The following is a 15321-nucleotide window of genomic DNA, read 5'->3' as shown; positions in this document are numbered from 1 at the left end:
TTGTTAATATTTTAGGTCAGGTTTTTACAAATCACTTTTTAGCCATCTATTTATATTTTAATAAGCAATGTGATCAATCAATACTTAAATGACGAATATCATTTCAAAAGGGAAGTCATTAGTATAATTTCGGAACATGAAATCCATTTATTATTAATGAATTCAACAAAAAAAGGTATGAAAAATTATATTAAGAAGTTCGAAGAAGTTTCAACTCAGATGGAAAAACTTGGGGGTAAAATTCCTGAAACCATGAAGGGTTTTTCAGAATTGCATAAAGCGAGCGTAGCGGATGGCGCATTAACGTCTGTAGTTAAAGAACTCATTTCTTTAGGTATTGCCATTGCGGTACACTGTGATGGCTGTATTGCTTTTCATGTACATGATGCACTTAAAGGTGGTGCTAAGCCAGAAGAAATTTTAGAAACTATTGGTGTTGCAATTTGTATGGGAGGAGGTCCCGCACTGGTGTATGGTTGTGAGGCCATGGAGGCATTAGAACAATTTATGATTGCAGAAAAAAATGAATAGTCGTTATGAAAAATTATAGGTTAGTCATTTTGCTTGTACTTGTGTTATTTGTTAACTGCAAGTCAAATCAATCATCAATAGATCAGAATAGCAAACAATTTCCTAAGACAGAAGCCAAAGGTATTCCGCATCGTGAATATACTATTCAAGCTGTTTTATGGCAGCAACAGGCAGCAGAATATCGCGCACTAACCTATCAAGCCTTCAATACAGCTCGATTCCAACTAGATAACATCTTGGAAAAGAGAATTCAACATAGAAAACCTATTGCTATTGTCACCGACATTGATGAAACAATACTGGATAATAGTCCGTATGCAGGCAAGCAAATTGCATTAGATGAAGAGTATTCTAGCTTAAGATGGAAAGAATGGTTGTAAGAGAAAAAGGCCGAAGCAGTACCTGGATCTTTAGATTTTTTTAATTATGCTAAAAGTCAGGGAGTTGAGGTTTTTTATATTTCAAACCGATCAATAAATCAAAAAAAAGAGACTATTGAAAATATGCTTAAAGTCGGATTTCCTTTTGCTGATGAGAAACACGTTTTGTTAAAAAATATTTTAAGTGAAAAGAAATCCAGGAGAGATCTAGTGATGAAATCTCACGAAATTGTTTTACTTATTGGTGATAATTTATCCGATTTTTCTTCTGTGTTTGATGGGCGCACTACTATTGAAAGAAATAGAAGCGTAGACAGCTTAAAAACGAATTTTGGAAAAAAGTTTATTGTATTGCCAAATCCTATCTATGGTGATTGGGAAACTAAGGGTATACTGGAAGGAAAATACAATTGGACTTATTTTCAAAAGGACTCTATTCGGCATGTTAAGCTAAGATCCTATTGATAGTCTTCCCTAAAAGATGATATAAATCATTTTGAATGTGTTTCTGAAACATAATCTTTATAAAATAATATAATCAAAAATTATACTATGGAGAAAGAAGTTTTATATCAGGAAAATATGCATTTTGAACATCAACAATGGAACGCAGAACTGGCCTTTTGGAAAGATGAGTTAAAGTCGTTCAATAATAGGTTGAATGAGCTTGTAACCCGATGGACAAATAAGGACGTATTGGCAAAATTAGAGCATTATCAAAATGAATTTGTTTTACACGGAAATGTCATTGAAGATTTACAGGAGTCTATCGAAGAACATGAAATTCGTATTGCTGGTCAGTTTGAATCGGGTACCAATGCGCTCGATACAATAATGAGCAAAAAACATATTGAATTTAGAGACCGCATGGAAACTCAAAGAGAAATATATGCTGATCTAAAAAAGGACTTTTTCCGATTTTTATCCGAAAATATGTAATATTTACAATCCGTACTTCTAGTAGCTTATTGTATGAACTAAGTGTCTTCTTATTCTTTTAACAAAGCTCTTCTCTTAAGATTTATAGAGCACAAAGTAATTGATTATATCAATTAGCTTAACAGCTTAGAAGCGTTTAATTCATATCTGCACCTCGTTGACGAAGATCATGTGTGAAGTCAATTCGAGACGCTATTTTTATTATTCAGTAAAATAAAAAATCGATGATCTCAAAACTTAAAAAATTCAATGATATAGGCATTCAAGACCTAGCCATCGTTGGCGGTAAGAATGCTTCCTTAGGAGAAATGTACAATCAGCTTACTTCTAAGGGGGTTCGTATTCCAAACGGATTTGCAACTACATCGGCTGCCTTTTGGGCATTTCTGAAGGAAAACAATATTCAAGATCGTTTACAAGACCTCTTAACGCAACTCGATAGGAAACACTATTCCAATTTGGAAACTATTGGGAAGCAAGCCCGGGATCTTATTTTAAACGGAAATATGTCAACCTCTTTTTCCGAAGAGATCAAACAAGCCTATCATGCGCTATGTGAAAATCATGATGGTGCTGTAGCCGTTCGGAGTAGTGCCACGGCCGAAGATCTACCCAATGCCAGTTTTGCTGGTCAGCACGATACATTTTTAAACATCAGTGGCGATACACAATTGCTTAATGCAGTAAAAAAATGTTTTGCATCACTTTACACAGATCGAGCAATAAAATATCGCGAAGATAAAGGCTTTGTACATCATACCATTGCGCTTTCGGTAGGTGTTCAATTGATGGTACGGGCAGATAAGGGATGTTCGGGAGTTGGGTTTACAATAGAGCCCGAGTCTGGTTTTGAAAATGTAATTGTATTGTCTGGTGTTTGGGGATTAGGTGAAAATATTGTGCAAGGAACCGTAAGTCCAGACGAGTTTTATGTTTTTAAGCCAACGCTTAAGCAAGGTAATTATCCAATTATTCAGAAAACATTAGGGGATAAAAAGCTAACAATGATTTATTCTGAAGCTACTAGTGGGGAGCGAGTAAAAAACGTACACACGCCTTTAAGAATGCAAAATGAATACGTTTTGAATGACGAAGAAATTATCACTTTGGCTGGGTGGGCGCAACGTATTGAAGAACACTATCAAAAAGCAATGGATATTGAATGGGCGAAAGATGGTCTGTCTGGCGAGCTATTTATTACCCAAGCGCGACCTGAAACAGTGCACAACACTAAAAATAAAAGCATACATATAGTATATAAACTGTTGGAGAAAGGAAAGCCTTTGACCCAAGGAAATGCAGTAGGCTCTCAAATAGCTGTGGGTGAATCTGTACTAATAAAATCACCTAAAGATGTCGGTATACTAGCGCCAAATTCCATCATTATTACAGATACAATAACCCCAGACTGGGATCCACTATTAAAACAGGTAGCTGGAATTATAACAAACAAAGGAGGTAGAACAAGTCATGCAGCAATTGTAGCGCGTGAATTGGGGATTCCTGCTATCGTTGGTTGTGGAAACGCAACTTTAGTTATTGCCAATGGAGCAACGATTACCATTTCTTGTGCCGAAGGGAAAACAGGATATGTATATGACGGGAGCTGTGATTTTGAACAAGACAAAATAGATTTCTCAACCATCAAAATGCCCAAAACAGAGGTGAAGATGATACTTGCCGATCCAGAAAATGCCTTTCAACTTTCATTTTATCCAAACAATGGCATTGGATTGTTGCGTATGGAATTTATTATTACACATCTTGTAAAAGTACATCCCATGGCCTTGCTCCATTTTGATAGCATTAAAGATGATCTTGTCAAAAAAGAGATTTCAAGAATCACAGATTCCTATCCAGAAAAGGCAGATTATTTTATTGATAAACTCTCTCAGGGTATTGCAACCATAGCGGCAGCCTTCTATCCTAAAGAGGTGATCATAAGATTGAGTGATTTTAAAACAAATGAATACGCCAATTTATTGGGAGGTAAAGATTTTGAGCCAAAAGAAGATAACCCAATGCTTGGTTTTAGAGGGGCTTCACGCTATTACAACGATTTGTACCGAGATGGGTTTGCATTGGAATGCAAAGCGATAAAAAGAGTGCGCGAAACTATGGGGTTGATCAACTTAAAGGTAATGGTTCCTTTTTGTCGAACTGTAAACGAAGGAAAAAAAGTAATTGCTGCTATGAAAGATAATGGGTTGAATCAAGGTGAAAATGGACTTGAGATATATACAATGGTTGAAATACCTAGTAATGTGATCTTAGCGGAGCAGTTCGCTGAGATCTTCGATGGATTCTCGATTGGTTCTAACGATCTAACACAACTTACATTGGGAATCGATCGGGATTCAGAATTAATGGGGCGACTTTATGACGAGAATGATCCCGCAGCCAAAGAAATGATCGCGATGGCAATCCGTTCGGCAAAAAAGACAAGGACTAAAATAGGTTTGTGTGGACAAGCACCTAGTGATTTCCCCGATTTTGCAACCTTCTTAATAAATGAGGGAATTGATAGCATTTCATTTAATCCTGATGCATTATTTCAGGGAATCGAGAACATCAATAAAGCAGAAAAAAATATAGTTACAACTATAAACAAATGAGCTAAGACAAGCTTGACTTATTTGGTCATTTGAAAACGTCATAGGAAAGCAGTTTTCAATGAGTGAATATGGCTCATAATAGTTTAGACGAAATAATGTATTTGTTTTGCTTAAAAAGTTTAATACTTTTAGGAGTATAGATCAATGTGTTTTCAAATTATATAGTGTTTAGAAGAAAGAATTATAGCTTTTATTAAATAATCCTTTTCAACCATTTCATACTGTATAATTAGTAGTTGGTTTTAGTCAATATGTAATCGTAGCAAATACTTTGATGTACTAGAATTTTTGTGGTTTTAATGAGAAGAAGATTCACAAGAAGGGTTTTAAAATTAAATTAAAAACAATTATTGTAAGGATTCGCTGTGACGAATGATTTGCTATTAAAGAATTCAAATAAATACTATGAAAGTCTCTTTAGAAAGAAAAATTTTACTTGGCTATATCATAAATATGATAGTGATCATAGCTCTTGGGCTTATCTACTGGCAACAAATGCCTTTTGCCTATAATACGTTGTGGTATTGGGTTTCAATGGCTTTGATCATTCTTTCATTGGGGATGCTAACTGTTGTGTTCTTTGTATTAAAGACTCAACTAAAGGCTCGAAAGCAATCGGGTGAAGCCCTGATAAAAAATGAGAAATTACTACAATCGATCATTAATAATACTTCTAATGCTATTTCGGTAAAAAAAATTAACGGAGAATATATTTTAGTAAACAAACAGTACCAGTCTTTATTTGATTCAAAAGAAAAAAATCTCATCGGTAAAACAAATTACGAGTTCTTAGCTAAAGAAATTGCAGACACTTATCACCATGGAGATTTGGAAGCTATCAAAGCTCAGAAAGAAATTCAGGTAGAAGAGATTTTGAATACTCCTGAAGGTCCACACACTTATTTGTCGGTTAAATTTCCACTATTTGATTCGCTCAATAGGGTATATGCGATTGGAAATATTTCAACGGATATTACGGAACGAAAAAAAATTACGGAATCTTTACGAGCTGCCGACACCTTCTTTAATTTATCAATTGATAGTTTGATAGTCGCTTCAGAACATACCTTTTTAAAAATAAACGCCTCTTTAGGTAAAATTTTAGGGTATACTGATGACGAACTTTTAAGCAAACCATTTAGTACGTTTATATATGCTGAAGATGTAGCAATGACCCAACAGCATATTGTCAGCCTCAAGGAAGGAGGTAATCTAGTAAATTTCAGAAACCGATGGGTATGTAAAGACGGGAGTATAAAATGGCTTTCTTGGAATGCTACCATCGACAAAAGTACAGGTCATCTTTATGCCATTGCCAGGGATATTACTGAAATATTAAAATTAGAGAACGAACAGCAAAGAGCTATAAATGAATTGTTTGAAAGTCAACAAAAGTTACACACAATTCTTGAAAACGTTAGCGATGGTGTTTTAGTGGCTAATCCAGAAAAGAAAGTCGTTTTAGCCAATTATATGGTTCATGAACTCTTCGGAACAGAAGATGAAGCTAATATGTCTGCAGATTTTTCGGATCATTTCAATATTTTATTTCCGAATGGAAAAGAAACATTTCCTGTTCAAGATCTTCCGTCAGAACGTGCATTAGACGGAGAAATCGCAGAAGACGTTGAGGTGATATTGGAAAATTTAGTGACCCATAAAAAGCGAAGAGTTTTATTGAGTGGAAGACCTATTATAGATAATAAAAGCAATGTAATAGCTGCTGTAATAACCATTACCGATATTGGCAAATACAAAAAAATGGAAGAGAAATTAAAAAAGACAGAGCTCAAGTATCGCAAATTAATTGGTTTTAAGAACGAGTAGTAACAATGTCTATAGAAAATAAAGAAATACAAGGGCTCACAAATAATCAGGTACTTGAGGCGCGCAAGAAATACGGTCAAAACATATTAGATTTTAAAAGAGAAAATGGATTTTTCTACGCGCTAAAGAATCTTATGAAAGAGCCAATGGTTATTCTACTATTGATTACCTCTTCAATCTATTTTATAACCGGCAATAGTGGTGATGGTATTTTTTTAGCGGTTGCTATTGTTTTGGTTTCAGCAATTTCCTTATATCAAGATTCTAGAAGTCGGAATGCTTTAGAAAAGTTAAAAATCTACACTCAACCTAATTGTAAAGTAATTAGAGAAGGGAAGGTGATCGAAATTAAAAGTACAGCACTGGTTATTGGTGATAGTATGATGGTAGAGGAGGGCACTACAATTCCCGCAGATGGCATCATTGTTCAAGCTAACGATTTTTCGGTGAACGAGTCCATTCTCACAGGAGAATCCTTTTCGGTATATAAAAATCAAACTTCAGAAAATAACCAAATCTATATGGGTACAATGATAGCTAGCGGATTGGCTATTGCAACGGTAACCAATATTGGGAACGATACTAAATTAGGAAAAATAGGAAAGAGTATAGAAGATGTTTTAGAAGAGAAAACGCCTCTAGAGATACAGATCAACAATTTTGTAAAGAAAATGGTAGTAGCGGGTGTTGCCGTCTTTATACTTGTTTGGGCAATAAATTATTTCAGATCTTATAATATTTTTGACAGTTTACTCAAGGCGTTGACCCTAGCTATGAGTATTCTACCCGAAGAAATTCCAGTTGCATTTACAACATTTATGGCAATGGGTGCCTGGAGACTTATGAAAATGGGGGTTGTGGTCAAACAAATGAAAACTGTTGAAACACTTGGTAGTGCCACCATTATCTGTGTAGATAAAACAGGGACTATCACAGAGAATAAAATGAGTCTTGCTAAACTTTATACCTTCTCGAGTGAAAAGATAACGTCAACTGAAGACGAATTAAAAAATGATGACAAGGAGCTGATTCGAATAGCCATGTGGGCAAGTGAACCGATTCCTTTTGATCCTATGGAAATAGCGTTACATGAAAGTTATAAAGAAAATTTTCCTATAGATGAAAGACCAAATTATAAAATGTTTCACGAGTATCCATTAGGTGGGAACCCCCCCCATGATGACACATATTTTTCAAGATGCTTTAGGAAACCGAATAATTGCGGCCAAAGGGGCGCCAGAAGCTTTGCTAAAAGTATCTAAACTCTCCCCTGCTAAAATAAATGAAGTGAATGCTGCACTATTGGCACTGTCTAAAGAAGGTTACCGTGTTTTAGGGGTCGGGCAAACTATTTTTGAGGGTAATGATTTTCCTGCGAAACAGCAAGATTTTCAATTTACATTTAAGGGATTGGTAGCTTTTTACGACCCTCCAAAACAAAATATTCGAACTGTTTTTGAAGATTTTAATAAGGCAGGAATAGATGTAAAGATCATTACAGGGGATAATGCTGCAACGACTCAGGCTATTGCCAAACAGATTGATTTCATTGGATATGAAAAAAGTATCTCTGGCGATGAATTTATGAAAATACCGTCGTCAGAATTATCAAAGACGGTTTCAGAAACTCAAATTTTTACGCGTATGTTTCCTGACGCCAAACTTAAAATAGTCAATGCATTAAAAGCTAATGGAGAAATTGTAGCAATGGTAGGTGATGGGGTAAACGATGGTCCGGCACTTAAAACGGCTCATATTGGCATAGCCATGGGTAAGAAAGGGACTGAAATAGCAAAAAATGCGGCTTCATTAATATTAGTAGATGATGACCTGTCAAAAATGGTGGATGCTGTGGCTATGGGAAGAAAGATTTATAGTAATCTAAAAAAGGCCATTCAGTATATAATATCAATACACATCCCAATCATATTAACTGTCTTTATTCCCTTGGTTTTGGGGTGGGTATTCCCCAATATTTTATCTCCTGTTCATATTATTTTGTTGGAATTGATAATGGGACCAACTTGTTCCATTGTTTATGAAAATGAGCCCATGGAAAAAAATACTATGCAGCAAAAACCACGTCCGTTTACAGAGAATTTTTTTAATGGGAGGGAACTTACAACCAGCGTTATTCAGGGCTTGATAATTACTTTAGGAGTGCTTCTAATATATCAATATGCAGTGGCACAAGGATATAACGAAGCAATAACGAGAACAATGGTGTTTACTACACTTATGTCTGCAAATATATTTTTAACCTTTGTAAACCGTTCGTTTTATTATTCGGTATTCACTACGATTAAATATAAAAACCAATTGATGCCTTTAGTAATTGGAATCACCGTTGTTATTACCGCCTTATTGCTATTTGTTAAGCCATTTAATCAATTTTTTCAATTTGAAATTTTACGGGTTTCGTTAATATTTATAAGTGTTGGGATGGGGCTTGTGTCAGTAATTTGGTACGAATTGGTAAAATGGTATAAAAGAAAAAATGATAAGGCTTTAGAAAAATTAGTTGAAAAGATAGTTTAGCACGACCCATTGGGAATGAGCTAATAAGTATTAAAAATCGTTTAGTGTGAAAAAAAGTTATAACATCATAATAGCTGGGGCAGGTGGTATCGCAAGTGCTGCGGTATTGATGCTTGCAGAATGGAGCGATACAGAGCAAAAGATCTTTATTGGTAACCGAACACTCAGGAAAGCCGAAGAGACAGTGCAATGGATTAAAAACGGAACGATCAAAAGCTGTTCGGTATCAGCATTCCATCTTCCAGAAGATGGTATTCCGAATAAAATGAAAGATATTTTTACCCATGGCGATATTCTTCTCGATTGTCTGCCTGGTAGCCTAGCTCCTAAAATGGCCCAGTTAGCAAAAGATTTTAAATTGCATTATGCTAATTTAACTGAGTATGTTGACGAAACAAACCAAATCATTAAACTGGCAAAAAATGCAAGTACGGGGTTTATCTTACAAACAGGCCTTGCTCCAGGTTATATTGATGTGCTCGCGCATGGTTTGTTTCAGAGATTTTGCGATGATTTTGAGGTAGAGAAGGTTGATAAAGTGGAATTAAAAGTAGGAGCGTTGACCGATCATGCCGTAACGCCACATTATTATGGATATACTTGGAATCCAACTGGTGTGGCCACAGAATATATAAAAGATACAATTGGACTGAGAGATTATAAGAAAACTATTCTTCCCGCATTGTCTGAAAGATCTACCATCATCATAGATGGTATTGCTTATGAAGATGATCTTACCTCTGGCGGCGCTGCAGACCTACCAGATCTATTTGAGGGTAAAGTGCGTTCTCTCGATTATAAAACCTTAAGATATCCAGGGCATTACGCCTGGGTGCAACAACAAATTGCAAGTTTTAAAACAAGTTCGAATCTAATTGGAGATTTACAAAAAAAGATGGAAGCGACTATTCCCCATATTGAAAACGATGTTGTAATTATATATACGGCAATCGAGGGGAAAGATGCAGATGGTGTTTTAAGGAGAAGAGAGGTTGTTAAACATGTCAGACCTCAATTGGTAGGAAGACACAGGTTACGTGCAATACAGTTAACCACAGCAGCACCTTTGCTTCAAGCCGCACAACATTTGTTAGATTTTCCGCAACAGGGCGTCATTTTGCAAGGACAGTTGGATGCCGATCGATTTTTAAGGGGCAAATTTGTCAAAACGGTTTATGGAGACTATTAATTAAAATACAAGATCACCAAAGTTATAATTGCTTTATTTTTTTAGCTACTGAAGTAGCCAGTTTGCTAACAATTGGATTCTGGTCATTTTTGTATAAACTCGCTAATGGCAAAAATTTTATATCGGGAGTTTTGTCTATGAGCCTAAGAACAGCTAATTTTAGTTTAAGGTCATTTCGCTGGAGTAATTTTGAGAAAGATTCTAACTCGCTGGGGACTTTCATATTAAACTTTTGAATTTTCTCTTCGGAAGCGAGATCTACAAGTGTTGATTCAGCTATTGGAATAAGTTCTCGCTTTAATTTTGAATCCAGAATGTTATCCAAAAATTCAATGGCATGTATACGCTGTTCTTCCTTGCCGTCTAAAACTACTTTTAATACTGGGTCTATTTCGTTTGGAGGATATTTCATTCCCAAAAACTTAAAAATACGCTTAAGCTGTCGGTCTAATCGATTTTCCAGGAGTTCAATAAGAATGGTTCTTGCCTTTTTTTCTTGATTTAGCTCTAGACCTGCCTCCTTCATCTTGTATTTGGCAATGATCTGCGTATGGAGAGCTGCAAGAGTATCTTGATATAGATTGCATTCATCCAAAATCTTATCTACAATAAGTTGATCTTTTATCTCAATCTGGTTATTGCTCCATTTAATTAAACGAAGGGCTTCAATGGCTTCAATTTTAATTCCATGTTGGGTTCCTTCCGTTAGTAATAATAAAGCTTTGACTGCTTTTTTTGAATTAAACGATCCAATTACAGATGGAATTAATCTTGCATCTGCAAAATCGTAAATACCATTGACCGTGTTGTTGGTGAGTATATCTATTATTGATTCGCCGTAATTTACAAGTGCATCAAAGGCCACCTCTCTGTTTTCTTTTTTAGAAATATTTTGCACTATGGCATTAATAAATTGCGGGTCAAGTGTTTTTGATGCGCTTCTAAGTGCCATTCTCACCACTTCTTGGTCCGGGTTTACAAGATATAGTTCGATAAAAGAATAATATTTAGAAATTTTTCCATTTCCTATGGATGCTAATACAATAAGTATTTTGTTTTTAATGTCTGTAGCATCTTTTAGCTGGTTAATTTCTTCTATAGCGTTGGCTATTTTAGACTCCAAATTAAATTTTAGTTGCAGCTTTTCATGATTCCGTAGTTCAAGTGATAGTCCGAGTAATGAAGCATTGCGAATGGTAAGATCTTTACTCTTACCATATTTATCAAAGAGTTGAATAGTATCATTTTCGTAATGTTTTAATAAATATCGAAAGGCGGCGGTGGTCACTAATTGGTCGTGGTCATAAACCAAAGGTTCAATTTGTGAACACAGATTCTTGTTGGTTAAAAAATATAGATTTTCTATGGCCAGTGCTCGAACATCTGATGACGGATGTTTCAGAAGGGGTTGAATACTATCAAAAAACCTGTTGTCCTTTATTTCCAAGGTTTTTTTCAGCATATAAAGAATTTGGTTCTCTGTACCAGTACTTAGAACCCTTTTTACTGAAGAAATTATAGAAGTAATTGGAACCTCTTGTTTGTTGTTTTTCTTCTTTTCGTGTAGGTCTAGAAACAAACTCTTAAACGCATTTATGTATTCTCTTTTTAAAAGAACAATTAAATAGATCCATACTGATATTAATACTATTATTAATAAACTCACATATTTTGAAGGAATATCTAAGCCATTTATTAAAAAGATCAAGATAAATCCAGCAATCCCGGTAGCAACGCTATCAACCACCACATCTATAAATGTTTTCGTCTTCTTTTTGGTTTCAATAGGGATGGGGATTGAAAGGAGTTCTGTAGCCGCTCTGTTAACCGATTGTTTTAAACTACCATCTACAATCTTAATAAAAACAACCACCCAAAGCTGTGGAATTATTAATAGTAACACCGAACCTAATAATATACCTGTAGGCAACCATAAAAGTGAGTTTCCAACACCAAATATTCCTACGATCTTTTTTGTAAAGATCAATTGAACTATCAAGGAGACCACACTTAAGGTTGAAAGCCAAAAACCAAAGAATGACGCTAATTCTTCGGGATCTTCGATGAGCGTAGAGGCATAGTCACTGTATTGATAATCTATTAATTTTGCTACCAGTACACTGAGTCCTATAACAATAGCAATAAGAGAAAGTAATTTTGAATTTCTTATTAATTTGAAAGAATTTTCACTCCGGGTTTCAGAGCGTTTGTTTACCTGAAAAGCATTGAGCTTTAATACTTCATTTTTCCAGATATAGCGAATCATAGGGATGCAGAGCAATAATAGAAATGCTGCTACAAAGAGTAAATCTTCGGCTGCCATGACCTTAGCTAAAATTGAAGTGATATAACCCCCCGAGATCCCTCCTGCAATTGCTCCAGCTCCTATAAAACCAAAAATTCGTTTTGCTTCTCGAATGTTGTAAACCAAGTTTGCAAGAATCCAGAACTGCGAGGCTGCGAGCAAGCCAAAGATGGCTACCCAGATGTAAGGAATATAAAGTAATAGCCCTGTAGCGATGTTAAACTTGAATGCAATTCCAAATACAATTAACGAGATAATAGAGCCGTAAAAAGTGCTGACTATAATTTTGTTTAGGGGAAATTTTTCCAGTGCCTTACTGTAAAAAAATGAACCTATAATTGCTGCAATAGCAGTAAATACATAGCCTAATGGTAGTGCTTCGGAACCTAATTCAGAGAGAAATAAAGAATTTACGGTTGGTTTAACAATTAAAAGCGTGGTAATTATTAGGAAGATAGTTGCTTGAAGCAATAATGTTTTTTTGATCTCTTCTTCTTTAATATCGAAGACCCTGAGTGCGTAATTTTTTATTAAATCATTTTTTGGCATTCAGACACTATTTTTTTAATAAACCATCCGGCTAAAATTATACTATTTCCGCAAAATTAATCTTTATTTTGGCACATTGTTCAGATTGAATAAGGTATAAAACGGATTGTGATTAAAAAAAGATATTCCATCTCATTCAATTGACGGCTTTTCTCGTGAAAAACTCTATTCAAGTTTTCGCAGCGGCCTTGCACTAAAAGTATGTAAGTGTCTACTGTTACCTTGTCGTGTTCAATTTGATAGAACTGACCAAAATAAATGCCAAATTTGGATAATAAACAGGTCTTACCTATGTGTTGGAAAGCTCTAAATTTTTTGGATTGTAGGTTCAGATATTAGAATTAAAGAAAAACCTCTAATATTTTAGCATTTTCAGATTGAAAACTGAGATGATCAATACTTGCTGGTATTAAAATGGTTTCTCCTTGTTTGAGTGTAAAGTTCTGATTGTTGTAGTTCATTGTTAAGAAACCGTTTAAACAAATGTAGATAACAAATGAATCTAAGGTTGTCAATTCTCTTAATATTTCCTTTTCGATATGAATAAAATTGGTTTTAAAGTAAGGCGAATTTACTAATGTGTTTAAAGTATTGCGGTCTTTTTTATAGCTGGTTTTATAATTTTCATAATGGTTAAAATCAATGGCGCCTAATGCCAATTCGGTATGGAGTTCTCTTTTTTTGCCAGTTTTTTTATCTACTCGATCATAATCGTAAATGCGATATGTTATATTGGATGTCTGTTGTATTTCTGCTAATAATACCCCGCCTCCAATGGCATGAACACGCCCGGTTGGAATGTAAAATGTGTCACCTTCAGTAACCTTTTCAATATTCAAAAGATCTTTTAAAGAATTGTTTTTTAGATGATGTTTATAGTTTTCTTTTTCAACTTCTTGATTAAATCCTAGGATTAATTCGGCATCTTTTTCGGCTTGCATAACATACCACATTTCATTCTTTCCAAATGAATCATGCCGTTCTTGGGCCAATTGATTGCTAGGATGCACTTGAATGGACAAAGGTGTTTTGGCATCGATAAATTTTATTAAAAGAGGAAAATCAATTCCATAAGTTTTATAGACATGATCTCCCACAAAATTTCCTTTATAGGTTTTAATAAGATCTTTTAATGAGCTCCCTTTTAGTGCTCCCTCGCTTACATAAGTTTCGTTGTCTTTTACATCAGAAATTTCCCATGATTCACCGATACTTTCTTGGGTGTAATTTTTATTTAGTACTGTTTTTAATTTGTCTCCACCCCAAATACGATAGCTATAAACAGGATTAAATTTTAATGGATATAGGGGCGGAATGTTCTGATTTAGTTGCTCAACTGAGAACTTGATCGAAATATCTTTTAAGTAGGTATTTGCATTTTTTAGTGCATCATCCAGATTGCGAGCTTTATTCATAATTGAATCGGAATATGATATCCCTAGTCCTTTAATGTCTTTTTCGTCCAATTCATTGGAGCCACAGAATGTCGCAACCTTTATTTTTTGAGATTTTGCTGAATGTATAACGCCTTGAATTGTTTTTCCTGATAGTGTTTGAATATCAAGTTTTCCTTCACCTGTAATGATCCAATCTGCACCTTCAATTTTTTCATCAAACCGTGCAAGATTTTTGATTAGTTCAATACCGGGAAGCAATTTTCCATGTAAAAACACCTTTGAAGCTATTCCCATCCCGCCAGCTGCGCCGGCGCCACTAACAGATTGCGCATCTATGTTAAAAGTTTTATTGAGGATCTTCGAAAAGTCTTTTAGTCCAATATTTAGCATTTCTATATCATTCTGTGATGCTCCTTTTTGAGCGGCATAGACATAGGCTGCTCCATCTATACCGTATAACGGATTAGTGACATCGCAAGCAATTTCAAATTCAATCTCTTTCAAATTTGGATGCACATTTAAATCATTGATGGAAGTGATTTTCGATAAATTCGCACCAATGGGTTTTACTTCTCGATTGTTACTGTCTAAAAATTGATATCCTAAAGCAGTCGCCATACCAATTCCACAATCATTAGTTGCACTGCCTCCAATTCCTAGGATAATCTTTGTTGCTCCTTTATCTATGGCGTCAATAATCAGTTCTCCTGTACCTAATGTTGTGGCGCTTTTACAATCTAGTTCATTTTGTTTCAATAGTTTTATACCCGAGGCTTCAGTCATTTCAATAAATGCTGTTTTTAAGGATTTAGAATATAAATAACTAGCCTTGATGGGTTGAAAAAAGGGATTGTTGACCGTTATAGTGACTATCTCACCATTTAAATAAAAATTTACAACCTCAATCGTACCATCGCCGCCGTCTGCTAACGGAAGTTTAATAACTTCAATATTTGGATGAATCTTTTGGATACCTTCTTCCACGATATTGCAAAATTCCATGCCCGTTAAGGAGTTTTTAAACTTATCTGGTGCTACAACAATTTTCATG

Annotated in this window: 9 protein-coding genes and 1 pseudogene; 8 read left to right on the top strand and 2 right to left on the bottom strand. The window is 35.1% G+C overall.

Annotated elements, in window-relative coordinates:
- Positions 1 to 69 precede the first annotated feature (69 nt).
- From ACY2RU_RS02440 to ACY2RU_RS02405, 8 genes and pseudogenes are all read left to right on the top strand, one after another.
- Positions 70 to 531 (top strand): carboxymuconolactone decarboxylase family protein, encoded by a 462-nt coding sequence (locus tag ACY2RU_RS02440; RefSeq protein WP_490136812.1) that lies wholly within the window; start codon positions 70 to 72, stop codon positions 529 to 531.
- A 5-nt stretch (positions 532 to 536) separates the two neighbouring features.
- Positions 537 to 1376: pseudogene (locus tag ACY2RU_RS02435) on the top strand (5'-nucleotidase, lipoprotein e(P4) family).
- 87 nt (positions 1377 to 1463) lie between these two features.
- On the top strand, positions 1464 to 1850 hold the full coding sequence (locus ACY2RU_RS02430; protein ID WP_490136811.1) for a hypothetical protein: 387 nt from the start codon (positions 1464 to 1466) through the stop codon (positions 1848 to 1850).
- A gap of 224 nt (positions 1851 to 2074) precedes the next feature.
- Positions 2075 to 4465, top strand: coding sequence for a phosphoenolpyruvate synthase (ppsA, locus tag ACY2RU_RS02425; RefSeq protein ID WP_490136810.1), 2391 nt, complete (start codon positions 2075 to 2077; stop codon positions 4463 to 4465).
- Between the two features lie 405 nt (positions 4466 to 4870).
- Positions 4871 to 6292, top strand: a complete 1422-nt coding sequence (locus tag ACY2RU_RS02420; protein ID WP_490136809.1) for a PAS domain-containing protein — start codon at positions 4871 to 4873, stop codon at positions 6290 to 6292.
- Between the two features lie 5 nt (positions 6293 to 6297).
- Positions 6298 to 7554, top strand: a complete 1257-nt coding sequence (locus ACY2RU_RS02415) for an HAD-IC family P-type ATPase (RefSeq protein ID WP_490136808.1) — start codon at positions 6298 to 6300, stop codon at positions 7552 to 7554.
- Positions 7469 to 8830: a cation-translocating P-type ATPase gene (locus ACY2RU_RS02410; RefSeq protein ID WP_490136807.1), complete on the top strand. Its 1362-nt coding sequence runs from the start codon at positions 7469 to 7471 to the stop codon at positions 8828 to 8830. The genes ACY2RU_RS02415 and ACY2RU_RS02410 overlap by 86 nt, the downstream gene beginning before the upstream one ends.
- A gap of 46 nt (positions 8831 to 8876) precedes the next feature.
- Positions 8877 to 10019, top strand: coding sequence for a saccharopine dehydrogenase family protein (locus tag ACY2RU_RS02405; protein ID WP_490136806.1), 1143 nt, complete (start codon positions 8877 to 8879; stop codon positions 10017 to 10019).
- Between the two features lie 22 nt (positions 10020 to 10041).
- On the opposite strand, the gene ACY2RU_RS02400 is transcribed toward ACY2RU_RS02405, so the two are convergent.
- Both ACY2RU_RS02400 and ACY2RU_RS02395 read right to left on the bottom strand, forming a co-directional pair.
- Positions 10042 to 12873 carry an NTP/NDP exchange transporter gene (locus tag ACY2RU_RS02400; protein WP_490136805.1) on the bottom strand — a complete coding sequence of 944 codons (2832 nt, stop codon included), beginning with the start codon at positions 12871 to 12873 and terminating at the stop codon, positions 10042 to 10044.
- A 341-nt stretch (positions 12874 to 13214) separates the two neighbouring features.
- Entirely contained in the window at positions 13215 to 15320 is a 2106-nt protein-coding gene (locus tag ACY2RU_RS02395) for a type I phosphomannose isomerase catalytic subunit (RefSeq protein WP_490136804.1), read from the bottom strand.
- Between the last annotated feature and the right edge of the window lies 1 nt (position 15321).

It is taken from the genome of Ulvibacter sp. 2305UL32-6, from assembly GCF_058148545.1.
Note: the sequence above shows the minus strand (reverse complement) of the source record. Positions and strands in the feature narration are given on the sequence as shown.

Excerpts from the sequence above, each read along its gene's own strand:
- ACY2RU_RS02430 (WP_490136811.1), top strand. The coding sequence starts at position 1,464 with ATGGAGAAAGAAGTTTTATATCAGGAAAATATGCATTTTGAACATCAA.
- ppsA (WP_490136810.1), top strand. The coding sequence starts at position 2,075 with ATGATCTCAAAACTTAAAAAATTCAATGATATAGGCATTCAAGACCTA.
- ACY2RU_RS02420 (WP_490136809.1), top strand. The coding sequence starts at position 4,871 with ATGAAAGTCTCTTTAGAAAGAAAAATTTTACTTGGCTATATCATAAAT.
- ACY2RU_RS02415 (WP_490136808.1), top strand. The coding sequence starts at position 6,298 with ATGTCTATAGAAAATAAAGAAATACAAGGGCTCACAAATAATCAGGTA.
- ACY2RU_RS02410 (WP_490136807.1), top strand. The coding sequence starts at position 7,469 with ATGATGACACATATTTTTCAAGATGCTTTAGGAAACCGAATAATTGCG.
- ACY2RU_RS02400 (WP_490136805.1), bottom strand. The coding sequence starts at position 12,873 with ATGCCAAAAAATGATTTAATAAAAAATTACGCACTCAGGGTCTTCGAT.
- ACY2RU_RS02395 (WP_490136804.1), bottom strand. The coding sequence starts at position 15,320 with ATGAAAATTGTTGTAGCACCAGATAAGTTTAAAAACTCCTTAACGGGC.